The 23,176-nt window shown below is 71.6% G+C and carries 22 protein-coding genes; all 22 read left to right on the plus strand.

Annotation, left to right across the window (positions count from 1 at the left end; all coding sequences use genetic code 11):
- Positions 1-33 precede the first annotated feature (33 nt).
- Genes ACFV9T_RS33405 through ACFV9T_RS33510 form a run of 22 tightly spaced genes read left to right on the plus strand, consistent with a single transcriptional unit; the run spans position 34 to position 23,131 of the window.
- The gene (locus ACFV9T_RS33405) at positions 34-2,028 is read left to right on the plus strand and encodes an anthranilate synthase family protein (RefSeq protein WP_385446248.1); all 1,995 of its coding nucleotides are present in this window, start codon (positions 34-36) and stop codon (positions 2,026-2,028) included.
- Positions 2,010-3,194: a 3-deoxy-7-phosphoheptulonate synthase gene (locus ACFV9T_RS33410; RefSeq protein ID WP_385446249.1), complete on the plus strand. Its 1,185-nt coding sequence runs from the start codon at positions 2,010-2,012 to the stop codon at positions 3,192-3,194. The genes ACFV9T_RS33405 and ACFV9T_RS33410 overlap by 19 nt, the downstream gene beginning before the upstream one ends.
- A gap of 38 nt (positions 3,195-3,232) precedes the next feature.
- Positions 3,233-4,021 carry a 2,3-dihydro-2,3-dihydroxybenzoate dehydrogenase gene (locus ACFV9T_RS33415; RefSeq protein WP_385446250.1) on the plus strand — a complete coding sequence of 263 codons (789 nt, stop codon included), beginning with the start codon at positions 3,233-3,235 and terminating at the stop codon, positions 4,019-4,021.
- A 9-nt stretch (positions 4,022-4,030) separates the two neighbouring features.
- On the plus strand, positions 4,031-4,681 hold the full coding sequence (locus ACFV9T_RS33420) for an isochorismatase family protein (RefSeq protein ID WP_385446251.1): 651 nt from the start codon (positions 4,031-4,033) through the stop codon (positions 4,679-4,681).
- Between the two features lie 17 nt (positions 4,682-4,698).
- Entirely contained in the window at positions 4,699-5,229 is a 531-nt protein-coding gene (locus tag ACFV9T_RS33425; protein ID WP_385446252.1) for an SRPBCC family protein, read from the plus strand.
- Positions 5,230-5,266: 37 nt separating this feature from the next.
- Positions 5,267-6,862 (plus strand): class I adenylate-forming enzyme family protein, encoded by a 1,596-nt coding sequence (locus ACFV9T_RS33430; protein WP_385446253.1) that lies wholly within the window; start codon positions 5,267-5,269, stop codon positions 6,860-6,862.
- A gap of 29 nt (positions 6,863-6,891) precedes the next feature.
- Positions 6,892-8,583, plus strand: coding sequence for an AMP-binding protein (locus tag ACFV9T_RS33435; protein ID WP_385446254.1), 1,692 nt, complete (start codon positions 6,892-6,894; stop codon positions 8,581-8,583).
- The gene (locus ACFV9T_RS33440) at positions 8,580-9,827 is read left to right on the plus strand and encodes an acyl-CoA dehydrogenase family protein (protein ID WP_385446255.1); all 1,248 of its coding nucleotides are present in this window, start codon (positions 8,580-8,582) and stop codon (positions 9,825-9,827) included. The genes ACFV9T_RS33435 and ACFV9T_RS33440 overlap by 4 nt, the downstream gene beginning before the upstream one ends.
- Positions 9,824-10,942 (plus strand): SDR family oxidoreductase, encoded by a 1,119-nt coding sequence (locus ACFV9T_RS33445; RefSeq protein WP_385446256.1) that lies wholly within the window; start codon positions 9,824-9,826, stop codon positions 10,940-10,942. Before ACFV9T_RS33440 ends, ACFV9T_RS33445 begins: the two co-directional genes overlap by 4 nt.
- On the plus strand, positions 10,939-11,922 hold the full coding sequence (locus tag ACFV9T_RS33450; RefSeq protein ID WP_385446257.1) for an SDR family oxidoreductase: 984 nt from the start codon (positions 10,939-10,941) through the stop codon (positions 11,920-11,922). The genes ACFV9T_RS33445 and ACFV9T_RS33450 overlap by 4 nt, the downstream gene beginning before the upstream one ends.
- Positions 11,919-13,451: a PEP-utilizing enzyme gene (locus tag ACFV9T_RS33455; protein WP_385446258.1), complete on the plus strand. Its 1,533-nt coding sequence runs from the start codon at positions 11,919-11,921 to the stop codon at positions 13,449-13,451. Before ACFV9T_RS33450 ends, ACFV9T_RS33455 begins: the two co-directional genes overlap by 4 nt.
- Positions 13,438-13,731, plus strand: coding sequence for an acyl carrier protein (locus tag ACFV9T_RS33460; RefSeq protein WP_385446259.1), 294 nt, complete (start codon positions 13,438-13,440; stop codon positions 13,729-13,731). Before ACFV9T_RS33455 ends, ACFV9T_RS33460 begins: the two co-directional genes overlap by 14 nt.
- Positions 13,728-14,378: a transcriptional regulator gene (locus ACFV9T_RS33465; protein ID WP_385446260.1), complete on the plus strand. Its 651-nt coding sequence runs from the start codon at positions 13,728-13,730 to the stop codon at positions 14,376-14,378. The genes ACFV9T_RS33460 and ACFV9T_RS33465 overlap by 4 nt, the downstream gene beginning before the upstream one ends.
- Positions 14,375-15,487, plus strand: a complete 1,113-nt coding sequence (locus tag ACFV9T_RS33470) for a PEP-utilizing enzyme (RefSeq protein WP_385446261.1) — start codon at positions 14,375-14,377, stop codon at positions 15,485-15,487. Before ACFV9T_RS33465 ends, ACFV9T_RS33470 begins: the two co-directional genes overlap by 4 nt.
- Positions 15,484-16,260, plus strand: coding sequence for a maleylpyruvate isomerase family mycothiol-dependent enzyme (locus ACFV9T_RS33475; protein WP_385446262.1), 777 nt, complete (start codon positions 15,484-15,486; stop codon positions 16,258-16,260). Before ACFV9T_RS33470 ends, ACFV9T_RS33475 begins: the two co-directional genes overlap by 4 nt.
- A gap of 28 nt (positions 16,261-16,288) precedes the next feature.
- A complete protein-coding gene (locus ACFV9T_RS33480) occupies positions 16,289-16,750 on the plus strand; it encodes an SRPBCC family protein (protein WP_385446263.1) in 462 nt (153 codons plus the stop codon).
- A 21-nt stretch (positions 16,751-16,771) separates the two neighbouring features.
- Positions 16,772-18,274 carry a flavin-containing monooxygenase gene (locus ACFV9T_RS33485; protein ID WP_385446264.1) on the plus strand — a complete coding sequence of 501 codons (1,503 nt, stop codon included), beginning with the start codon at positions 16,772-16,774 and terminating at the stop codon, positions 18,272-18,274.
- Entirely contained in the window at positions 18,275-18,952 is a 678-nt protein-coding gene (locus ACFV9T_RS33490) for a methyltransferase (protein ID WP_385446265.1), read from the plus strand.
- Positions 18,953-18,993: 41 nt separating this feature from the next.
- Entirely contained in the window at positions 18,994-20,541 is a 1,548-nt protein-coding gene (locus ACFV9T_RS33495; protein WP_385446266.1) for a class I adenylate-forming enzyme family protein, read from the plus strand.
- A gap of 12 nt (positions 20,542-20,553) precedes the next feature.
- Entirely contained in the window at positions 20,554-21,528 is a 975-nt protein-coding gene (locus tag ACFV9T_RS33500) for a UbiA family prenyltransferase (RefSeq protein WP_385446267.1), read from the plus strand.
- A 37-nt stretch (positions 21,529-21,565) separates the two neighbouring features.
- Positions 21,566-22,549, plus strand: coding sequence for an NADPH:quinone reductase (locus ACFV9T_RS33505; protein ID WP_385446272.1), 984 nt, complete (start codon positions 21,566-21,568; stop codon positions 22,547-22,549).
- Positions 22,550-22,603: 54 nt separating this feature from the next.
- Complete coding sequence (locus ACFV9T_RS33510) at positions 22,604-23,131, plus strand: PPOX class F420-dependent oxidoreductase (protein ID WP_385446268.1); 528 nt, start codon at positions 22,604-22,606, stop codon at positions 23,129-23,131.
- Positions 23,132-23,176 lie beyond the last annotated feature (45 nt).

Consider the following 23,176-nt stretch of genomic DNA (forward strand, 5'->3'; position numbering starts at 1 on the left):
CCACTCGCTTTTTGGCGCCTAGGGAAGGCAGGCATGACGATCCATCAAGTCAGGGGTTTCCATACGGACGCCCAGGACCTCCTCCACTCGACGCTGGCATCCGACCCGCCCCCGTTCGCCCTGCTGCGCAGAGCGGGCGCGGGCGGGGAGGAAGTGGAGGTGCTGACCGGGACGGTGGCCGAGGTGGCGACCCTCGCCGAACTGCCGTGTCCCGGACCGGCGGACGCGGCGGCCACCGGGGGCGACGGACCGGCCGAGGTGCTGGCCGTCATCCCCTTCCGCCAGGTCACCGAGCGCGGCTACGCGTGCAACGACGACGGCGAACCGATCCTCGCGCTCACCGCCGAGCGGCGCGCCGCGCTCTCCGTCAAGGAAGCCCTGGACCTGCTCCCCGACGCCGAAGTCGACCTGCGCGACGGCGGGTTCGACATCGGGGACGAGGACTACGAGAAGGTCGTCGAGAAGATCCTCGACCAGGAGATCCGCGCCGGAGAGGGTTCCAACTTCGTCATCAGGCGCTCCTTCCGGGCGACCCTCGCCGACTACCGGCCCGAGGTCGCCCTGACCGTCTTCCGGCGACTGCTGACCATGGAGTCGGGCGCCTACTGGACGTTCGTCGTGCACACCGGCGAGCGCACCTTCGTCGGCGCCTCCCCGGAACTGCACGTCCAGGTCGACGGCGGCACCGCGCGGATGAACCCGATCAGCGGCACCTACCGCTATCCGCCGTCCGGCGCGGATCTGGACGGAGTGCTGGAGTTCCTGGGTGACCAGAAGGAGACCGACGAACTCTTCATGGTCGTGGACGAGGAGCTGAAGATGCTCTCCCGGGTCTGCGACCGGGGCGCCCGGGCCCGTGGCCCGTATCTGCGCGAGATGGCCAAGCTCGCGCACACCGAATACCTGCTGGAGGGCGCCACCTCGCGGGACGTCCGCGAGGTGCTGCGCGAGACGATGTTCGCGCCGACCATCACCGGCAGCCCGCTGGAGAACGCCTGCCGGGTGATCGCCCGGCACGAGGAGAGCGGACGCGGCTACTACGGCGGCGCCCTCGCCCTCCTCGGCCGGGACGCCAGCGGCCGGTCCACCCTGGACTCGGCGATCATGATCCGCACCGCCGACATCAGCCGCGAGGGCGCCCTGCGCGTCGACGTCGGCGCCACCCTGGTCCGGGACTCCCGGCCCGCCGCGGAGGTCGCCGAGACCTGGGCCAAGGTGGACGCGCTGCTGGCCGCCACCGGACTGGAGCGGCGGGCCGGGCCCGCGCCACCGGTCCGCCCCACGGGCGGCGGTGCGCCACTCGCCCACGACCCCAAGGTGATCAGCGCGCTGGAGCGGCGCAACGCCGGTCTGTCGGCGTTCTGGCTGGGCAAGGAGGATGACCGGCCCGTGCGGTGGGCCGGTCCGGACGCCGGGCGGGTGCTGATCGTGGACGCCGAGGACATGTTCACCGGCATGCTCGGCCACCAGACCCGCTCGCTGGGCCTGGACGCCACCATCCGCTCGTGGGACGCGGTCCGCGCCGAGGACATCGACGGCTGCGACTGCGTGGTGCTGGGGCCGGGCCCCGGCGACCCCCGGGCCACCGCCGACCCCAAGGTGCGCGGCATCGCCGAGCTGATCGGCGGGCTCTTCGCCCGGGGTATCCCGTTCGTCGGCGAATGCCTCAGCCACCAGGTGCTGTGCGCGCTGCTGGGGCTCGAACTCTTCCCCAGGGAGCGGCCCAACCAGGGAACCCAGCGCCGTATCGACTTCTTCGGCCGGTCCGAGCCGGTCGGCTTCTACAACTCGTACGCCGCCCGCCACACCGCCGACCGGCTCTATTCCCCACTTGCCCACGGCGCCGTCGAGCTGTGCCGCAACCCGGCCACCGGCGAGGTGCACGCGGTGCGCGGGGAGCGGTTCGCCGCCACCCAGTTCCATCTGGAGTCGGTGCTCACCGAGAACGGCACCGACCTCCTCGCCGACCTGCTCGGCTGGGCCCTCCGGCAACCCGCCGAGCTGATCGAATGCGAAGCCGACCGGTGATCGGCGAGGTGGTGGCCGCGCAGCAGCCGGAGTGGAAATCCCACCCCGACTACGTGGCGAGCCGCGCCGCCCTGGCCGCCGCGCCCGCGCTGGTGACCGCCGCCGAAGTGGCCCGGCTGCGCGGGGCGCTGGCGGTGGTGGCCGGTGGTGGCGCGCGGATGGTCCAGCTCGGCGACTGCGCGGAGAGCTTCGCGGAGACCGGCGCGGACCACGTGCGCGCCAAGACGGCGGTGCTGCACGCCCTGGCCGGTGAACTCGCCGACGACGGGCCGGTGTTACGGGTCGGCCGGATCGGCGGCCAGTTCGCCAAGCCGCGCAGCCAGCCCTTCGAGGACGTCGACGGAGTGCCGCTGCCCGCCTTCCGGGGCCACATGGTCAACGGCGAGGCCCCGACCGCCGAGGCGCGGGCGCACGATCCGCGGCGGATGGTGCGGGCGTACGAGGCGAGCGCCGAGGTGTTACGGGTCCTGGCCCGCGACCGGGACCGCCGCGCCGCCGTACCCGCCAAGCGCCTTGAACGGTTCCCCGACGGGCCCTGGGCCAGCCACGACGCGCTGGTCATCGACTACGAGGCCGCGCTGGTCCGTGACCAGGCAGGACAGCGCGTCCTCGGCTCCACCCATCTGCCCTGGCTCGGCGACCGGACCCGGGCGCCCGGCTCGGCCCATGTGCGGCTGCTGTCCCAGGTGGCCAACCCGGTCGCGCTCAAGCTCGGCCCCTCCACCGACCCCGCCGAACTCGCCGAGGTGTGCGCGCTGCTGGACCCCGACCGGACCCCCGGCAGACTCACCCTCATCGCGCGGATGGGCGCCGAGCGGGTGGCCGAACTGCTGCCGCCGCTGGTGGCCGCCGTACGGGCGCGGGGCCACCGGGCGGTCTGGCTGAGCGACCCGATGCACGGCAACACCGTCCGGGCGGGCGGGGTGAAGACCCGTCACCTGGCCGCCGTCGTGGACGAGGCGGTCCGCTGCAAGTCGGTCCTGGAAAGGGCGGGGGAGCACCCCGGCGGACTCCACCTCGAAGTCGCCGCGACCGATGTCACCGAATGCCTCGGCGGAAAGGTCGACGGGGTCGAGCGACTGGCCGAGCGCTATACGACGCTGTGCGATCCGCGGCTGAATCCTGACCAGGCCGCCGAATTGCTGCGCACCTGGATTCGCGCATAGGAATCCGTAGACTCGGAATACCCTCAGGAGGTGAGGAATTGACCGAGCACAAGGAAACTACGTGCCGGGTCGCCCTGGTCACCGGCGCGGCCGGTGGAATCGGAACCGCCATCGCACGCGCGCTCGCGGGCCAGGGAACCCTGGTGGCCGCCGTGGACCGGGACCCCGACCGGCTGACCGATCTGGTGGAGAAGATGGCGGCGGACGGACTCACCGCCATCGCGTTTCCCGCCGATGTCACCGACAGCCAACGGATCAACGAGGTCGTCGAGCTGATCGAAGCCGAACTCGGCGCCGTGGACCTGCTGGTGAACGCGGCCGGAGTGATGCGGGCCGGATCCGCGCTGGAGATGTCGGACGCCGATTGGCGGGCTATCTTCTCCATCAATCTGGACGGCGTCTTCCACTGTTCCCGGGCCGTCGCCTCGCGCATGAGGGAACGCGGCGAGGGCGCCATCGTGACCGTCGCCTCCAACGCCGGACGGATACCCCGCACGCATATGGCCGCGTACGGCGCCTCGAAGGCCGCCGCGTCCCTCTACACCAAATCCCTCGGCCTGGAACTGGCCGAATACGGAATCCGCTGCAACGTGGTCTCGCCCGGTTCGACCGACACCGACATGCTGCGTTCGCTATGGTCCACGGAGGCCGACCGGCAGACGACCCTCGACGGTTCGATGGCCACGTACAAGACCGGAATCCCGCTGCGGCGCATCGCCGAACCCGGCGACATCGCGGACGCCGTGGTATTCCTCGCCTCCGACCGGGCCCGGCACATCACCATGCAGGACCTGTGCGTCGACGGCGGCGCCATTCTGGGGGTGTGAGCAAAGGCCATGGGCATTCCCGCCATCGCGCCCTATCCGATGCCGACCGCGGCCGACCTGCCGAAGAACCAGGTCGACTGGCGGCCCGCCCCGGAGCGCGCCGTCCTCTTCTTCCACGACATGCAGGAATACTTCCTGGCGCCCTACGACCCGGGCAGCGCCCCGTACGGGGAGCTGCTGGCCAACACCCGCGCCCTGCGCGACTGGGCGGACGCGCTCGGCATCCCGGTGGTGTACTCGGCCCAGCCCGGCGACATGGACCGCGACCAGCGCGGACTGCTGTACGACTTCTGGGGACCCGGCATGTCCGCGCACGAGCGGGACACCGGGATCGTCGCACCGCTGCGGCCGTCCGACGGGGATACCGTGCTGACGAAATGGCGTTACAGCGCTTTCGTCCGCTCCGAACTCCGTGATCTGTTTCAGAAGTCCGGCCGCGATCAATTGATCGTGTGCGGGGTTTACGCCCATGTCGGCTGTCTGATGACCGCCGTCGACGCCTTCAGCTCCGATATCCAGCCGTTCCTGGTGGCGGACGCACTCGCCGATTTCACCGCCGACCACCACCGGTCCGCGCTGGACTATGCCGCGCGCTGCTGCGCGGCGATCCACACCACCGAGCAGATGCTCGACTTCCTGGCCGCCCGAGTCGCCCGATAAAGATGGGGTGCTGACCCATGAGTTCCACGGAAACGTTCCGCGTGGCCGCCACCACCGACATCCACGCTGATCCCGCCACCGTCTTCGCCTATGTCAGCGACCTCACCCACAGCGGTGACTGGAGTCCCGAATGCCTGGGCGGGGAGTGGACCGAGGGAGAACCGGCGGCCGTCGGTTCCGTCTTCACCGCGCGCAATCACCGGGAGCCGGATGTGGTCGCCTGGGCGCCGGTCGTACGCGGTGACTGGACCACCCAATGCGAGATCGTGGAATCCACCGCCCCGCGCGTGTTCAGCTGGGCCATGCGCACCCGCGACGGCCGCGCCCAGGAGAGCGTATGGTCGTTCACGGTCGAGCCGACGGCGAACGGCAGCGCGCTCACCCACGCCTTCTGGATGGGCGAACTGACCGAAGGCATGCGGGGAATTCTCCACGGCATGAGCGACGCCGAGGTGAAGAAGTTCCTCGACGACTGGTCGGACAAAATCGACGGCGATATGCGGCAGTCGCTCGCCCGCATCAAGGCCGCACTCGAAAACGCCGCCTGACGGCGCACGCGGACGCAACGCGAAGGGTGACGCCACCGTGATCCTGCAACGCATCGGGAACAGGGGTCTGTTCCTGGGTTCCTTCTTCGACGAAGCCGCCAAGAAGAGCCCGTACCAGAAAATCACCCTCGACCATGAACTCGACATCGCACCGGAGCTGGGCAGCGATCTCACCGTCTACGCCTGCGCGAATCTCGTCGCCGAAATGGCGTCCGCGCTGCGCGATCTTCGGGTGCGTCCGGGCGACAAGGTCGCCGTCTACAAATCGGACGGCTTCGACATCTTCCTGCTCACCTGCGCGGTCGCCCGCCTCGGCGCCGTCCCGGTCGCCCTCTCGCCCAGCCTTACCGGCGAGGTCGTCGCAGAGCTGCTGAACCGCTGCGACTGGCCGCATCTGATCACCGACGAGAAGAAGCTCGTCGGCGAGCTGCCGCCGGACGTGACCAAGCGCTGCGAGCGGGTCTTCCTGGTGTCCGGCGAGGCCGAGGGCACCACCGCGCTGCGGCGGGACCCCGAGGCGCAGCCGCGCCCGTACACCCGGACCAGGACCCGCAGCCCCGCGCTGCTCACCCACACCTCCGGCACCACCGACATCCCCAAGCTCGTCGTCCACACCGCCCGTTCGCTGCGCGCCCGTTACCGCCCGCAGGCGCTGGGCGCCCGGCTGCTGATACGCGGCCGCGAAACCCTCGCCGTCCGGGTGTCGTTCGTCCACTCGCGCCTGGTGACCGCGCTCGCCATCGCGCTCAAGCGCGGTTTCCCGATCGTCATCACCAAGGACGCCACGCCCGAGCGGATCGCCGACATCTTCGCCGAGGTCAAACCCGGTGTCCTGGAGGCGCATCCCAATACGTTCGTGGAGTGGGAGCCGCTGGCGGACGACCCGCGCGGTCCGCTGTCCAACGTCCAGGCCCTGAGCAGCACGTTCGACGCGATCCACCCGAGGACCGTGCAGAAGATCCTGGGCGCGTCGCGGCGCCGGCGCCCGTTCCACCTCCAGCTGTACGGGCAGAGCGAGGTCGGGCCCACGGTCGGCCGGGCCACCTCGCGGCGGCGCGCGATGTCCGCCGACGGACGCTGCGTCGGCTTCCCGTTCCCCGGGATGACGGCGGTCCGGGTGGTCGACCGCAACGGCCGCACCCCCGGCCCCGGTGACCCCGGCTTCATCGAGGTCCGCTCGGACGGCCGGGCGCTCACCTACTTCGGCGAGGACGCCCGCTTCCGGCGGCAGCTGGACGACGGCTGGTGGCGGATGGGTGACGTCGGCTACCGCACCCGCTGGGGCTGTCTGCACGTCTCCGACCGCGAGGTCGACGTCATCCCCGGGTTCGGCAGCGCGCTGGAGGCCGAGGACCTGCTGATGTCGCGGCTCGACAGCCTGCTGGAGGTCGTGGTCGTGCCCGGTGAGGAGGGCGCGCCGACCCCGGTCGTGGTGACCCGGGATGGCGGGCCGCTGGACGCCGCCCGCTGGGCGGAGGCCGCCGCCCGGCTGGCCCCGATGCGCCCGCCCGTGCAGCTGACCCTGGACGAACTGCCGCGCACCGCCACCGCCAAGGTGCAGCGGCTGGAGCTGGCGCGGCTGCTGCGGGACCGGACCGCCGAGCCCGGGCCGGACGCCCGGCCGACCGCATAGAGCCGACCGAATCAAGGGGGAAGGTCACCATGGCGCAGCGCAACTCCCGGCCCAAAACGCCCGACCACGAGCGCGTCTTCGGCTGGCTGGACGACCCGTCCGACGACCGGGGCATGCGGTTCCGGCTGGACGACGGCTCCTGGCAGCGGCTCACCTACCGGGAGCTGGCCCGGCGGACCCTGGGCGCGGCCGCCGCGCTCGCCGACGCGGGGGTGCGGCCCGGCGATGTGGTGCCGCTGGTGGTGCCGGGCGGGGAGGACTTCGTCACGCAGTTCTTCGGGCTGCTCGCGATCGGCGCCACCCCGTCGGTCCTGCCCCTGCCGCTCGCCCTGCGCGGCGGCGAGGGCTACGAGAACCAGCTGAAGGCCATCACCGCCCGCATCCACCCGCGCCACGCCATCGCCGACCCGCGCTACCGGGACGTCGTCGCGGAGAACGTGGCCCGGCTCGGCGGCGGCACCGAGGTCCTGGCGCCGCAGTACGCCGACCGCCCGGAGGAGGCGCCGCGCGCCTGGGGCGAGCTGGCGGTGCTCCAGTTCACCTCGGGCTCGCGCGGCTCACCGCGCGGGCTGCGCATCTCGATGGCCAACCTGGCCGCCAACCTCCGCATGATCCAGGGCTGGATGGACCCGGTGGGCTACGGCGCGGTCACCTGGCTGCCGCTCTACCACGACATGGGGCTCGTCGGTGGGCTGCTGGGCGCGCTGACCCTCCAGGTGGAGCACGCGCTGATGCGGCCCGAGCAGTTCATCCGGGACACCCGGGGCTGGATCGCCGAGTACGGCAGCACCCCGTACTCCAACATGTGCATGCCCAACTTCGGCTTCGAGCGGGTGCTGTCGGCGGTCCGCCCCGGCGACCTCGACGGGCTGGACTTCTCCCCGCTGACCGCCGTCGTCAGCGGCGCGGAGCGGATCGACCCGGCGGTGCTGGCCCGCTTCGCCGCGCTGCTCGGCCCGCACGGCTTCGACGTACGGGCGCTGATGCCCGCGTACGGGCTGGCCGAGGGCACCCTCGCGGTCACCGGCGTGAGCAAGCACCACGTCCCCCGGATGGTGCGGGCGGGCGGTCTGGAGCGGCGGCTCGGCGAGAAGCTGGACGTGAGCGAGATCGTCGAGCTGAGCACCGTGCCGGTCGACGAGCCCTGGACCTGGCAGGTCTCCTGCGGTCCGGCGCTGGAGACCGCGCGCGTGGAGATCCTGGACGAGGACGGCGCCCCGCAGCCCGAGGGCGTACTCGGGGAGATCTACGTCGAGGGCCCCTCGGTCGCCGACGGCTACGCCGACCCCGGCCCCGACGACCTGGCCAAGCTGCACGACGGCAGGCTCTATACCGGCGACGCCGGGTTCCTGCTGGACGGCGAGCTGTATGTGATCGGGCGGCTCGGCGACAGCGTGAAGATCAACGGCCAGAACGTCTTCGTGGAGGACATCGAACTCGAACTCGTCGCCTCCGGGGCCATCTCCCGGCGCTACGCGACCGTCGTCGCCGGGATCACCGGGGGCGCACCCACGGTGCTGGTGGTCACCGAACGCCCCCTGGGCGAGCGGCTGGACGACGCGCTGTCCGTCATCGCGTCGTTCACGGGCGACGCGGCCCACGCGAAGGTGCTGTACGTCAAGCGCGGCACCATCCCCCTGACCTCCAGCCGCAAGCCCCGCCGCCGTTCGCTGTGGCTGTCGTACGTGGCGGGTGAACTGAAGGAGCGTGACGACTCGTGAGTGTTGTGGCCGCACCGGCGGAGCAGACCGCACCGGCCGGGCAGACCTCCCGCCTCTTCACGGCCGGGCCGTTCGGCGAACGGGTGGAGGACACCCGTAAAGGCATCGCGGAGCTGCTGCGGCGGACATTCGAACCGGTCGCGGAACAGGCCGAGGCCGAGGGGCTGTTCCCGCGCGACGCACTGGCCGACCTCGGCCGCGCCGGACTGTTCGAGGAGCGCTGGCGCGACGCGTCGGCGGCGGAGCCGTACGGCGACCCCGGGTTCGGCGTGATCGTCGCCGAGGAGAGCGGGCGGCTCGGACACGCCAGCCTGTCGGTCGGGCTCAGCCTGCACTGCGAGACGGTCCTGTCCATCCTCACCCGCTTCGGGGACTCGGCCCTGCTCGCCGAGTACCGGGCCGGGGCGCTGGAAGGGCGCCTCGTCGGCTGTCTCGGCGCGTCCGAACCGACCGGCGGCTCCGACCTCAACGGAGTGCGCACCCTCGCCCGAAAGACGCCCGGCGGCTGGCGGGTCACCGGCGAGAAGAAGTATCTGTCGCTCGGCCTGGTCTGCGACTTCGCCCTGCTGCTGTGCAGGCTGGACGAGGGCTCCGGGCCGGTCGACGGCAGGCTCGGGCTGTTCGCCGTACCGCGCGCCGGGCTCACGCCCCGCAAACGGCTCGACAAGGCGGGCACCTCCGCGCTGGACACCACCTGGATGCTCATCGACACCGAGGTGCCCGACGAGGCCCTGGTCGGGCGGCGCGGCGGCGGACTGCTCGGCGCCACCTGGGGGCTCAACCACGAACGGCTCTCCATCGCCGCCCAGGCCGTCGGCGGCGCGGCCCGCGCCATCGGGCTGGCCACCGCGCACCTCCAGCGCCGCAAGCAGTTCGGCAAACCGCTGATCGAACAGCAGTCGCTGCGGCTGCGGCTGGCCGAGCTGTCGTCCCGGCTGATCGCCCTGCGCTACGCCGTCTACACCGCCGCCCAGGGCGTGGCCGTCCCCGGAGCGTGCGGCACCCGCGAGATCGCGGCGCTCAAGACCACGGCGGCACGCTTCGTCGAAGAGGTCATGAGCGAGTGCATGCACCTGTTCGGCGGCCCCGGCTATCTGGAGGACGAGACCCCGCTCGCCCGCATGTGGCGCGACTCCCGGCTGGCCCGGCTCGGCGGCGGCACCGACGAGATGATGTGGGAGCTGGTCGCCGGGGGACTGGTGCCCGACATCGCCGCCTACGACGAGGGTGTCGATCTCGGATGAAACTGCTGCTGACCGGAATCACCGGACAACTCGGCACCGCGGTCGCCGAGATCGCCCCGAGGCGCGGGATCGAAATCGTGCCGCTGGTGCGCCGCGCCCGCCCCGGCCAGGTCCCCTTCGAGCGGCTGTTCCCCTCGCTCGCCCCGGCCCAGGTCGGCGGCGATGTGCGCGAACCGCTGTGGGGGCTGACGGACGCGGAGCTGGACGAACTGGCCGAGGACGTCGACGCCGTCGTCAACCTCGCCGGGGACACCAACTGGGCGGGCAGCGGCCGAGATCTGTACGCCGTCAATGTGCTCGGCGCCGTGAACGGCTACGACGTGGCCCGCGAGCTGCAGCGCCGCTCCGGCCGCCGGGTGGTCTACGGCTACGCGTCCTCGATCTTCGTCGCGGGCGGCGCCCTCGGCCGGATCGCCGAGACCCCGCTCCCCGCCGACCGCCACCGCACCGCGTACGAGCACAGCAAGTGGCTGGCCGAACAGGAGCTGACGCGGCGCCACGGCCCCGGCGAACCCGATGTCCTCATCAGCCGGGTCGCCGCCCTGCTCGGCGACTCGCGGACCGGCGCCACCCGCAAGCGCAACTCGCTGTACCTGCTGGCCGAGCGGTGGGACGAGCTGCCCGGCCGGGTGCTGCCCGCCATGCGCGGCGCCCGGGTCGACGTCCTGCCGCGCGACCTCGCGGCGGGCACCCTGCTGGACGCGCTGGCCGGGCTGCACCGTTCAGGGCCGCGCCCCGAGCCCGTCGTCACCCATCTGTCGGCGGGGGAGCGGGCCCCCTCGATCCGTGGCCTGCTGGAAGTGGCGCGCGCCCTGTCGCCGCTGCACTTCGGCAAGTGGCTGCGGCTGGTCCCGGCCTCCGCCGAACAGGTGCTGTGGATCTCCGCCAACGCCGAACGCTTCCTGCCGCTGTCCCAGGCGTGGCGCAACAGCGTCATCGGACTGCGCTACATCGGACTGGACCGGGTGATGGAACGCGGCCGCCTGGCCGGTCTGGTGGACGGGCCGCTGCCCGAACCCTCCACCGAACTCCTCGCCCGGCTGCTGTTCGACCTCCCGGCGCCGAAGCGTCCCCTGGCCCCCGCCGACAGCGGATTGTCGAGGTTCCTGGCATGAACGTGTTGATATTGGGCGGCTCCGGCTTCCTGGGCACGGCCGTGGCGCAGGCGTGCGAACGCGAGGGCGCCACCGTCCGGGTGCTCTCCCGCAGCGGCCGCACCGCCGTGGGCGAAGGCGTCCGTGGCGACGTACGGATGCCACGCCTCGGCCTGTCCGCCGCCGACCTGGCCCGGGTCCGGGAGGAGACCACCCATGTGGTGCTCTGCTTCGGCTCGGTGTCCTGGACCTCCGGGCCCGGTGAGGTGCTGGAGACCCACAGCTCCGGGATGCGCCAGGCGCTGGCCTTCCTGCGCGAACTGCCCGGGCTGCGGCAGGCCGTGCACATCTCCTCGCTGCTGGCGCTCGGCCGCGCCAAGGGCCGCGTCACCAACCGCGAGCTGTACACCGGCCAGCGGTTCCGCAACTGGTACGAGTACGGCAAGTACTGCGCCGAGCGGCTGGTCCGGGACACCCCCGAACTCCCCGTCGGCGTCGTCCGCTTCGGCCCGGTGCTCGGCCCCGACCCGCGCGGCGGACGCCCCGACACCCGGCACGGACTGCCGATGGTCTTCCCGCATCTGCTCGCCGGATACCCGGTGCACCTGGCCCGGCGCGGGGAGTTCCCGTGCTGGATCACCGACGCCACCTCCGCCGCGCAGATCGTGCTGAAGGCGCTCACCACGCCCATCGGACGGGCCACCTGGACCTGGTTCGACCCGGCGCTGCCCACCCTCGGCGAGGTCTTCACGGAGGTGTGCCGCCCTTGGGGCGTCGTACCGAAGATCGTCGAGGCGAAGCAGCTCGGCCGGTTCACCCGCCTGGTCGGCGAACGGGTCGGCGCGCCGAAGGAGCTGACCGAGTACACCGAGCCCTGGTTCGACCTGGACGTGGGCGTCCTCAGGGACATTCCCGAGCCCTGGCCCGTCCCCGACCCCGACTACCTCGGGGCCACCGGTGAGGCGCTGCGTGGCGGTACGGAGAGGAGGGCCCTCGTATGACTGAGCAGGCGACCGAGCAACCGCAGTCGGTAGAGGTGTCGGTCGACACTGACGCGCACCCCTACTTCCGTGTCTACTCGGCGGGCAACTTCGGCGAAGTGGCGCCGCAGCGGCTCTCGCCCATGTCGTGGTCGCTGGTGGGCGACCCGATGGAGCGCGGCACCCGCGCGCTCGCCCGGCGGCTGTGGGGCCGCCCGGCCTGGGCCGAGGGCGGACACTACGTCTTCGTCGGCTACTTCGGCTGCCGCCCGTACCACAATCTGGCCGCCTACTGTCATCTGTCCGCGTCCATCCCGGGACTTCAGCCGAGTGATGTCACCGACGCGTACTTCGAGGGCATCGACTCCCCGGAGGAGCTGACCGCGCTGCGCTCCGGCCGGGTCCGCCAGGTCGCGGGCAGCGCCAAGCTGCTGGGCGAACTGCGCGACACCGGGCCCCGGCTGCGCTCCCTGGAGGAGCGGGTCGCCGAGCTGGAGTGGAGGCTGCGCGCCGCGACCACCACCGACAGCCCCATCGCGCTCGCCGGGGTGCTGCGCGACGCGCAGCCCGTCCTCGAAGAGGCCTGGGCGGTGCACATCCTGACCACCTCGGGGCTGGTGCCGGTCACCGCGCTGCAGCGGCGTGTCTACGGCAAGCTGCTGCGGCACGGCAAGGAGATCGCCCACTGGCTGACCCGCCCGCGCGAACTGGTCTGGGACCGGCTGCACACCGCCGCGTCCACCCTCGACCCGTACGGCCCCGGCGACTTCCTGGCCTCCTCCTTCTACGAGGTCGCGGACGACCAGGCGCCCTGGCAGGACTACGCGGTGCGGCACAAGCAGGTGGCGGGCGGCAGCGGCGAGGCGTCCGTGGCGCCGATCGACCCGGCCGAGGCCCTGGCGGGCATGGTCTCGCCCTGGCGCAGCCGCACCGTACGGTCGCTTGCGGTCGCCGTCGGCGAGATGATGGCCGGACGCGAGCACTCCAAGTCCCTCGCGATGCGCACCCTGCACATCTACCGGCGGCTGCTGCCCGCGCTGGCGTCCTCGATGGGCGGCGACGCCGACCTGTGGCCGTATCTGACGATCCGGGAGTTCAGCGAACTCGCCACCCGGCCGGGGCTGATCGAGCGGGCCCGGCCACGGATCGAGGCCTGCCGGGCGGCGCTCGCCACCCCCATGCCCGAACACCTCGACCTCACCGGCGACGACGGGGTGATCCGCCCGTGGCTGAGCCGGACGCCCCAGGGGCTGCGCGGGGTGGCGCCCGGCATCGGCACCGGCACGGTGATGACCCCCGAGGGCGATCTGCCCGACGAGCCGGTGGTCATCGTCTGCTCGTCCGCCGACGCGGACATCGCCCCGCTGCTGCCCTTCGCCGAGGGCGTGCTCAGCGAGCGCGGCAGCGATCTGTCGCATATCGCGATCCTCTCCCGCGAGTACGGGATTCCGTGCGTCGTGGGCTATCCCGGCGCGGCCTCGCTGCCTGCGGGCACGGCCGTCTCCATCAATGGCAGTACCGGAGAGGTGAACATCCTTGACCCTTCCTGACTCCACCCAGACCGCCCGGACGTCCGTCAATTCCGAGACCCTGACCGCACTGGAGGAGGTCTACGCCCAGGTCAAGCGGGTGCAGCGGGATCTGCGACCGAGCGACCGCATCATCCAGGACCTGGAGATCGACTCGCTGGCCACGCTGGAGATCCTGCTGGCCCTGGAGGAGCGCTTCGGCGTGGCGCTGGTCGACAACCCCAAGGCCGCCAGGATCACGACGGTCGGCGACCTCGTCGGACTCCTCGACGAACTGCGCGCCGACGCCACTTCGACATGACGACGGGAGATGCCGTGCTTCCCGACACCGAGACCGCCGCCTTCGACGTCCTGCACACCCTGGTCATCAAGGGCATGGCCACCGCCGACCCGCTGGTGGCGGCCGCCGGGCACGACCGTGACGACGTCCTCGCCGAACTGGAGAAACTGCGGGCCGACGGGCTCGCCACCCACATGGAGCGACGCGGACTGTGGCGCATCACGGCCGAGGGCCGCGAACGGCACGCCACGCTGATCGCCGACGATCTGGCGGGCGACGCCCGGGACCGGCTGCGACCGGGATACGAGCGCTTCCTGCCGGTGAACGACCGGTTCAAGGAGCTGTGCACCCGCTGGCAGCTCCGCGACGGCACGACGAACGACCACACCGACCCCGCCTACGACCAGGAGCGGGTGGCCGAACTGGGCACGGTGCACGACGAGGCCGCCCCGATCCTGGCCGAACTGGCCGCCGTACGACCCCGCTTCGGGCGCTACGCGGACGGGCTCACCGGCGCGCTGGCCCGGCTGCGCGACGGTGACCACAAGGCGTTCACGGGCGTCATGTGCGACTCGTACCACGACACCTGGATGGAGCTGCACCGCGATCTGCTGCTCTCGATGGGGATCGAGCGGGAGGAAGAGGAGCGGGCGGGGACGTCGCGATGAGCGGCGCGGAGATCCCGGTGAGCGGCGCGGACACTCCTGTCGGCAGCGCGGACACCGTGCTGCGGCTCACGGGCGCGCTCGGCGACGGCGACCGGATCGCGGTCGGCGGCAAGGCCGTGGGGCTCGCCGCGCTGCTGCGCGCCGGGGTGACCATCCCCGACACGTGGGTGGTGCCGGTCGGCGGGGAGCCCGCCGCCGACGACCTCGCCCGGCTCGCGGCGGTCGCCCCGCGCTGGGCGGTGCGCAGCTCGGCCACGGTCGAGGACGGGGCGGCGCTCAGCTACGCGGGCATGTTCCGCAGCGAACTCGACGTGCCTGCCGCCCAGTTGGCCGACGCCATCGCCGCCGTACGGGACTCCGCGCGCAGCGGCCGGGTCGCCGCCTACCGGGAGCGCACCGCCTCCGGCCGTCCGCTGCTCGACGTCGGGATGGCGGTGCTGCTCCAGCCCTTCCGTACCCCGGTGCGCAGCGGGCTGTGGCTGGGCCGCGCGCCCGGCCGGGGGCGGCTGGAGTGGGTGCACGGCAGCGGCGACGCCCTGGTTTCCGGTGCCGTCACCCCGGCCTGGGAGGAGTGGGCGCCCGAGGGGCCCGCCGGGGGCTCTGAGGCGGAGCCGCTGACGAGCGGCGGACTGCCGGTCGGCGTGGCGTGCGTCGCGCTGCAGGACGCGCTCGGCGTGCCCGCCGACCTGGAATTCGCCCTGCTGGACAGCGGTCTGGTGTGGCTTCAGTTCCGGCCGATGACCACCGCGCTGGGGGAGTCGCCGGGGCCTGTCCTTGCTCAGGCGGACGCGAAGGTCGTACATGGCATCGCCGCCTCCGCCGGGGTGGCCACCGCCCGGGCGCTGCGGCTGCGGGACATCGACGACCCCCGCTGGGAGCCGGGCGCGGTGCTGCTCGCCGAGCAGACCGACCCGGACTGGGTCCCGCTGATGGCGGAGGCCGCGGCCCTGGTCACCGCCGAGGGCGGGATGCTGTGCCACGCCGCGATCGTCGCCCGCGAACTCGGGGTGCCCTGTGTGACCGGGGTCGGCGCGGTGGCGCTGGAGCGGCTGGCCACGGGCGGCCCGGTCGCGGTGGACGGCTCGGCGGGGACGGTGGCGATCCTGTGACCCCCGTACGTGCGACCCCGGTGACCCCGGTACGCGAGGAGCTGGCCGATCTCGCCGCTGAGCAGCGGGAGTTCGGCGCGCTGGTGCGGTCCCTCGCCGACGCCGACTGGGGCCGTGACTCGGCGGCGGACGGCTGGACCGTCGCCGACCAGGTGTCCCATCTGGCCGACACCGAGGAGGTCGCCCGCGACACCCTGGCGGGCGGCCCGCGCGCGTTCGCCGCGACCGTCCCCGACTATCCGACCGCCGAGGACTTCACCGCCGCCGGATGCCGCCGGGGTGACGGGCTCCCGCCCGGCGACCTGACCGCCTGGTGGGACCGCGCCGGTACGGCGACCCGCCGACTCATGGCGGAGCGCGCCCCCGGCGACCGTGTGGCCTGGGGCTTCGGCATGACCACCGAGGTGTTCGCCACCGCCCGGCTCATGGAGCACTGGGCGCACGGCCTGGACATCCGGGACGCGCTGGGCCTCCCGGTGGCCGATACGCCCCGGCTGCGCCACATCGCCGCGCTCGGCCACGCCACCCTGCGCTACGCGCTGGCCCGCTCCCGGGTGCGCCCGCCCGGCGGCCGCACCCTCCGGCTGGAGCTGACCGCGCGGGACGGCACCGGCCACACCTTCGGACCGGAGGACGCGACCGATGTGCTGCGCGGACCGCTGCTGGCGTGGTGCCGGGTCGCGACCCGGCGCACCCGGGGCGCGGCGTCGGGGCTGAAAGCCGATGGTGAACTCGCCGAACTCGCGGTGCTGTACGCGCGGGCGTATCTCTGAAAGCGAGGCAGGACGGTAGTGTGACGTCATGGTCAAGGTGGAGAAAGAACAGACAATCGCCTGTACACCGGAAGCCTTCCTCGACTTCGTGATGGACATCGAACGTTACGTCGAAGTCGATGACAAGGTCGGACCGATCTCCTGGGTGCGCAGGACCGGAAATCTCACCGAGTTCAAGTTTCAGCCCAAGCTGCCCGGGCTGCCTCTTCCGGAGCCGAAAGCCGTGGCCCAGATGCGGCTTACCCCGGGTTCGTGCATCGACATCCGTCTCGCACCGCTGCCACTGAACAAGTTCAATCACCGGATGGCCGAATTCAGCGCCCGGTTCTCCTGTGTGCCGGTGGACGGCGGCATCCGGGCCACCCGCATGATTTCCTTTGACTTCAACCCGCTCACCCGCTGGATGCTCGATCCGGTGCTGCGGCGTACCATCCCCGGCTCTGTGGAGCGGGAACTGCGGTTGAGCAAGGAGATTCTGGAACGCGCGTGATGACGCGACAGGGGGAAACCCATGGCGATATCGACGGACGACGACACCCCGGCCCCGGCCGGGGAACAGCAGGCGCATGTCATCGTGATCGGCGCGGGATTATCGGGTATCGCCGCCGCGGTCAAACTGCGGCGCGGCGGCATCACTGACTTCCTGGTCCTGGAGAAGGCCGACCGGGTCGGCGGGACCTGGCGGGAGAACACCTATCCGGGATGTGCCGTCGACATCCCCTCGTCGATCTATTCCTTCTCCTTCCACCCCAATCCTGGCTGGAGCAGGAATTTCGTCGGCCAGCCCGAGCTGCTGTCCTATATCGAGGACACGGTGGAGAAGTTCCGTCTGACCCCGGCGCTCCGCTTCGGCACCGAGCTGCTGGAGGCCGCCTGGTCCGAGGAGCGGCGGCGCTGGGTCCTCGACACCAGCCGGGGGCGCTTCGTCGCCCAGCACGTCATCTTCGCCTCCGGGCTGCTGCACGAGCCGATCACCCCGTCCCTGCCCGGTCTGGACGGGTTCCCCGGCGCCACGTTCCACTCGGCCCGCTGGAACCACGACGTGGACCTCACCGGCAAGCGGGTCGCCGTCATCGGCACCGGCTGCTCGGCCATCCAGCTCGTGCCCGAGATCCAGCCGCACGTGCGCGAGCTGTACGTCTTCCAGCGCACCGCCGCCTGGGTGATACCCCGGCTCGACTTCCGGGTCCCCAGGCCCGTGCGGCGGCTCTTCCGGCACGTCCCCGTCACCCAGCGGCTGTTCCGGGGCGTCTGCGACGGCTTCCTGAAGGCCCTGGCCCTGGTCATGCGCCGCCGAAGCTCCGCCCGGCTGCTCACCCCGGTCGGCAAGCGGCTCCTGCGGCGCCAGGTGCCCGACCCCGAGCTGCGCGCCCAGCTGACCCCGGACTTCACCGTCGGCTGCAAGCGGCTGCTGCTGTCGAACACCTACCTCCCGGCCCTGACCCGGCCCAACGCCCGGCTCGTGCCGCACGCCCTCGCCGGGGCGGACGGCAGCGAGCTGATCGCGGCGAACGGCGAGCGGGTGGAGGTGGACGTCGTCGTCTTCGGCTCCGGCTTCGAGATGCGCCACCCGCCGATCGCGACACGCATCCGGGGACGCGACGGCCAATTGCTGTCCGAGACCTGGAAGTCGAAAAGCCCCGAGGCCTATCGGGCCACCACGCTGCCCGCCCTGCCCAACGCCTATCTGCTGCTCGGCCCGAACATCGTGATGTACAACTCGCTGCTCGCCCTCGCCGAGGCCCAGCTCGATTACGTCGTGGACGCGATACGCACCGCACGCGACCGGGGCATCGACGCGATGGAAATCCGGCCCGAGCCCTTCCGCTCGTTCAACGACGAGGTGCAGCGCGGCCTCGCCTCGACCGTCTACAACACCGGCGGATGCGGCAGCGTCTATCTCGACGAAAAGGGCAAGAACTTCGTCACCTGGCCATGGTCCACCAAAAGGCTGCGCAACGGCCTGGCCCGCTTCGACATCGAGAACTACGCGACGACCCCTGCGGAGCGCTGAATGTACGACTACACCCAGCCCCTGAGCCGGAGCGAGGCGAGCCGGGCCGAAGTGCGGCAGCGAACGGATATCGAGCTGAGCGGCAAGGAATGGACCCTGCTGCCGGATGTGTTCTCCCCGGCGCACTCGAAGTCCAGCCTGGCCCATCTCTCCCTGCTGGACTTCCCGGCCGGAGGCACGTTCCTCGAAATCGGCTCCGGTATCGGACTGATCGCCGTCGAAGCCGCGCTCGCGGGCTGCCGTGCCGTATACGCCACGGATCTCAATCCGGCGGCGGTGAAGAACACCGAACTCAACGCCGAGCGCTTCGGCGTCGCGGACCGGCTCACCTCCGTGCACAGCGATCTGTTCAACGCGCTCCACGACGCACCCCCGTTCGACGTGGTCTACTGGCATTCCAACAATGTGTGGGCGCCGCCGGAACTCGATCTGAGCGCCCATGAACTGGCCTATGTCGACCCCGGATACGAGGCACACCAGCGGTATTTCCGCGAGGCGAGGCATCATGTCGCGCCCGGGGGACGGGTGCTGATCGCACTGAGCAGCCGGGCCGGTCGCGCCGAGCTGGACGAGCTGGCGGCGGCCGAGAAGCAGCGGCTGATCACCGTCGACTCCACCACCGTGGACGAGCCGGAAGGCCCCGTGGTCTACGAACTGCTGGAAGTCGTCCCCTCGTAGGACGCCCCGCGTAGGGGAATCGTAGGAGAAGAGGCCCACCCTTGATCTTCGACAAGCTGCTGAGTCTGCCCAGCGACGCCGAGCCCTGGATCGTCGACCACCAGCCCATCGCCGTCGCCGCCGAGGACGAGAAGGTACGGCCGGGCGATGTCGCCGACGCCGCCGCGCGCGGTGCGACCGCCCTCCGCGCCCATGGCGTCGAGCCGGGGCGGCGCTGCGTCGTCTGGCTGGAGTCCCCGACCGACATCATCGTCGCCTACGCGGCCATCACCGCCCTGGACGCCGTGCCCATCCTGATGAGCCCGACCCTCTCAGGACCGGTCGTCGCCTCGATGGTGGAGAACGTCTCCGGCATCACCGCCGTCATCTCCACCGACGCCCGGCTCGCGGAGAGCGAGAAGACCTTCCCGGACATCGGCACCTTCATCGACTGGCGCGACATCGCCGCCGAACTCCCCACCCACAAACGGATATCGAGGCCCCGCGAGGTCGCCTCCGACGCGGCGTACGTCGTCGTCCACACCTCCGGCACCACCGGCACCCCCAAGCTGGCCGAGTGCTCCAGCGCCAGCATCCAGTTCAACGCCCGCGTCCAGGCCGTCATCCACTGGCTCTCCCGGCTGGAGGGCCACCTCGCCCTCGCCATCTCGCCCGTGCACGGCCGGACCGTGGTCGGCATCCTCGCCGCCCTCATGCGCAAGGCGCCGCTGCTGCTCCTGGAGGACGACTCCGCGGACAACGTGGACCGGATGCTCAAGCGCCACCGCCCCGGCTATCTGGAGACCCACCCCAACACCTTCCGCGCCTGGCAGCATCTCGCGCCCGGCGGCGCGTTCCGCTCGATCCGCTTCTTCGGCGCCGGATTCGACGTCATCCACCCGGACACGGTCAGCGCCCTGCTGAAGGGCTCGGACCACCGCTTCGCCGTCTGCGTCGAGGTCTACGGCCAGAACGAGACCGGGCCCATCTCCATCCGCAGCCACCTCAAGGGCACCCAGAAGCCGCTGCGCGCCCTGCGCCGACTGCGCCGCGCCAAGCTGCTGCGCGGCCACCCGGCCGGGCCCCGGTTCCCGTTCTGCCGGGTCCGCATCGTCGACGACTCGGGGCGGCCCGTACCGGCGGGCACCCCGGGGCGCATGGTGGTGCACACCCCCGGCGTCTTCTCGGGATACATCAACCGGCCCGATCTGACGTCCAAGAACTACCCGGACAAACGCTGGTGGGACACCGGCGACTGGGGCACCAAATCGCGCACCGGACGCATCACCCTGATCGACCGCCAGGTCGACAAGGTCTCCGGGGCCATCAGCGGTATCGGCATCGAGGACATCCTGCTGGAGAAGTTCCCCGAGTTCCTGGAACTCGTGGTGCTGGAAATGGGCGGCACGCTTCAGCCCGTCCTCTCCCTGCGGCCGGGCACCGAATTCCGGCGCAAGGCCTGGGAATCGGCGTCCCGCCGTCTCGCCGCGATGGCCGAACCCGTCATCATCCCCGACAGCGAGTTCCCCCGGACCGTCACCGGAAAGATCAAGCGGGAGCTGCTGAAGAAGACCCTGGCCGAACAGCAGCGCCTTTCCATCAGCGTCTGAGGGAGCGTGCCCATGACCGCCACCAGCGCATCCGGCACCACCTCCAACGCGGCGTCCGGCGCGACCAAGACACCGCTCGGCACCAAACTCATCGGCTACGTCCAGCTCGGCAAGGTCCGGATCTACCACCACGCCTACGGCTGGCTCCTCGCCCTGCTCCTGCTGCGCCTGGACGGCCGGGTCGGCGGCGACACCGCGGCCGCGCTCGCCCTGACCCTGCTCATGGTGTGCGCCACCCAGTGGAGCGGCGGCGCCGCTGACGACCTCGGCGGCTACCGGGACGGCAGCGACGCCCGCAACTACGCGGGCCGCCCCGCCTCCACCGTCGCCAAGAAACCGCTGCTCACCGGGGTGCTGACGGAACGCGAGGCGGTCCGGTTCGGGGTGGCGATGTGGGTGATCGCGATCGCCGCCGGGCTCGGGGCCGTGGCCAGCCTGGACGGTACGGCGCCGCTGGCCGCCATCCTGGTGATGCTCGTCGGGCAGATCGCCTCGGTGCAGTACTCGACCGGACTGAAGCTCAGCTATCTGCCCGCCGGACTCGAAATCACCATCTTCTACGTCATCGGCTGTATCGGCCTGGTGCCGTACTGGCTGATCGCGGGCCAGGTCTCCAGCGAATCCCTGATCGCCAGCGCACTGGTCGGACTGTGGTTCCTGCTGATCGTGTCCTACGGGAACGCGTCAGACAAAGAAGGCGACTCCGAGGTCTCCCGCTACACGCTTGCGGTCCTGCTGCCGCCTGCCGCGTTCAAGGTATTCCTGGGGCTGCTCTTCGCCGCCAGCGTCACCCTGCTGACGCTGCTTTACACCACGACCCGATTCGATCCGATGCTCGGGCTCACGGCCGTGCCGGTCGTTGTCCTCCACGCCGTTCAGCTCTATTACGGTGCCGGAAAGGAAGAATGGCGAAAGGCGCGTTTCATCGGGCTCAGCTCGGTCGACCTCGGCTGCCTGGGACTGGCCCTCGCCTTCCTTCTCGCATGACGGTCTGCAAGGGGAGCGCAGTGCAGTGAACGGCGATATGACGGCGGCGTACATCACCGGTTTCGGCGGTGCCGATGACATCCGGACCGGGCCGCTGCCCCGTCCCGTACCCGGCCCGGACGAGGCGCTCGTCCGGGTCGAGGCGGTGGCGGCCAACCATGTGGACACCTTCGTCCGCTCCGGCGCGTTCGCCACCGAGGTGACCTTCCCGTTCGTCGTCGGACGTGACCTGGTCGGCACCGTCGAAACCCCCGCCGGGCCCTTCGCGCCCGGCGACCGGGTGTGGAGCAACAGCCTGGGCCACGACGGCAGACAGGGCTCCTTCGCCCAGTACGCCGCCGTCCCCGTGGACCGGCTGTATCCGCTGCCCGCCGGGGTCGACCCGGTGGCGGCGGTGGCCGTGCTGCACACCGCCGGGACCGCGCACCTCGGCCTGTTCCGGGAGGCCCGCGTCCGGCCCGGCGAGACCGTTCTCGTCGAGGGCGCGGGCGGCGGCGTGGGCAGCGCCGTGGTCCAGCTGGCGAGCGCGGCCGGGGCGCGCGTCATCGCCGTGGACCGCGCGGAGAACGCCGAGTGGTGCCGTACCTGCGGCGCGGCCGACGTCCTCGACCGCGCCGCCCCGGACACCCCCGACGCGGTCCGCCGCCTCGCCCCGGACGGGGTCGACGTGGCGTGGGACTGCTCCGGGCGCCATGACTTCGAGACGACGATCCCGCTGCTCGCCCGGGGCGGCCGCGTCGTCCTGATGGCCGGGATGGGCGCGCGCGCCGTGCTGCCCGTGGGCGCCGTCTACACCCGCGACATCAGCCTCCACGGCTTCGCCATCAGCAACGCCTCGGTGGCGGACCTCGCGGGCGCCGCCGAGACCATCAACCGCGAGCTGGCCACCGGTCGGCTGCGCGGCCGGGTCCGCGCGGAGCTTCCGCTGACGGAGGCGGCGCGGGCCCACCGCCTGCTGGAAGGCCGGGAGGGCGGTGAACCCGGGCCCGGTGGCCCGGGCCGCATCGTGCTGATCCCCTGACCGGAACTGACCTGATCGGAACAGACCTGACCGGAACAGAAAGGAAGGCCGTACGTGCCGCGTCTGCTCAGCAAGGAATGGTGGGAACAGCGATTTCTGCGGATGTACGACTCCTGGCGTGACCCGGTGACCTGGCAGGTCACGGCGACCCCGGGCGGCCCCGGTGATCTGCGGCAGTTCAGGCGCCGCCGGTTCGCCCTCCTGGTCACCTACAAGCGCAGCGGCGACCCCGTACCGTCCGCGATGTGGTTCGGCCTCAAGAACGGCCGCGCCTATCTGCGCACCGGCTGCGACTCCTGGAAGGTGCGGCGAATGCGGAACAACGACCAGGTGCTGTTCGCGCCGTCCAACATCCGGGGCAGGCCCAAGGGCGCCGTCATCCCGTGCACGGCGCGCATCCTGCCGGACGAGGAGAAGCCGCGCGCCGCGCAGATCATCGTGGACTCGTACGGCAAGGGCCGGAAGCTCTACGACCGCACGGTGGCCACGGTGTACGAGGAGGCCGCGTACATCGAGATCACCCCGAACGCCCTGCTGAAGGCCGAGGCGGAACGCGCCGCGGCCCAACGGGCCCGGGATTAGCCACAGGTCATACGGCGCCGGGCGCGTCCGGGAAGATCCCGGACG

The sequence above is a fragment of the Streptomyces sp. NPDC059850 genome, from assembly GCF_042731515.1.
In the GTDB taxonomy this organism is placed as follows: domain Bacteria; phylum Actinomycetota; class Actinomycetes; order Streptomycetales; family Streptomycetaceae; genus Streptomyces.

What these genes read in the sequence shown, in the direction of transcription:
- ACFV9T_RS33405 (WP_385446248.1), top strand. Translation starts at nt 34, where the DNA reads ATGACGATCCATCAAGTCAGGGGTTTCCATACGGACGCCCAGGACCTC.
- ACFV9T_RS33410 (WP_385446249.1), top strand. Translation starts at nt 2,010, where the DNA reads ATGCGAAGCCGACCGGTGATCGGCGAGGTGGTGGCCGCGCAGCAGCCG.
- ACFV9T_RS33420 (WP_385446251.1), top strand. Translation starts at nt 4,031, where the DNA reads ATGGGCATTCCCGCCATCGCGCCCTATCCGATGCCGACCGCGGCCGAC.
- ACFV9T_RS33425 (WP_385446252.1), top strand. Translation starts at nt 4,699, where the DNA reads ATGAGTTCCACGGAAACGTTCCGCGTGGCCGCCACCACCGACATCCAC.
- ACFV9T_RS33435 (WP_385446254.1), top strand. Translation starts at nt 6,892, where the DNA reads ATGGCGCAGCGCAACTCCCGGCCCAAAACGCCCGACCACGAGCGCGTC.
- ACFV9T_RS33445 (WP_385446256.1), top strand. Translation starts at nt 9,824, where the DNA reads ATGAAACTGCTGCTGACCGGAATCACCGGACAACTCGGCACCGCGGTC.
- ACFV9T_RS33450 (WP_385446257.1), top strand. Translation starts at nt 10,939, where the DNA reads ATGAACGTGTTGATATTGGGCGGCTCCGGCTTCCTGGGCACGGCCGTG.
- ACFV9T_RS33455 (WP_385446258.1), top strand. Translation starts at nt 11,919, where the DNA reads ATGACTGAGCAGGCGACCGAGCAACCGCAGTCGGTAGAGGTGTCGGTC.
- ACFV9T_RS33465 (WP_385446260.1), top strand. Translation starts at nt 13,728, where the DNA reads ATGACGACGGGAGATGCCGTGCTTCCCGACACCGAGACCGCCGCCTTC.
- ACFV9T_RS33470 (WP_385446261.1), top strand. Translation starts at nt 14,375, where the DNA reads ATGAGCGGCGCGGAGATCCCGGTGAGCGGCGCGGACACTCCTGTCGGC.
- ACFV9T_RS33480 (WP_385446263.1), top strand. Translation starts at nt 16,289, where the DNA reads ATGGTCAAGGTGGAGAAAGAACAGACAATCGCCTGTACACCGGAAGCC.
- ACFV9T_RS33485 (WP_385446264.1), top strand. Translation starts at nt 16,772, where the DNA reads ATGGCGATATCGACGGACGACGACACCCCGGCCCCGGCCGGGGAACAG.
- ACFV9T_RS33490 (WP_385446265.1), top strand. Translation starts at nt 18,275, where the DNA reads ATGTACGACTACACCCAGCCCCTGAGCCGGAGCGAGGCGAGCCGGGCC.
- ACFV9T_RS33500 (WP_385446267.1), top strand. Translation starts at nt 20,554, where the DNA reads ATGACCGCCACCAGCGCATCCGGCACCACCTCCAACGCGGCGTCCGGC.
- ACFV9T_RS33505 (WP_385446272.1), top strand. Translation starts at nt 21,566, where the DNA reads ATGACGGCGGCGTACATCACCGGTTTCGGCGGTGCCGATGACATCCGG.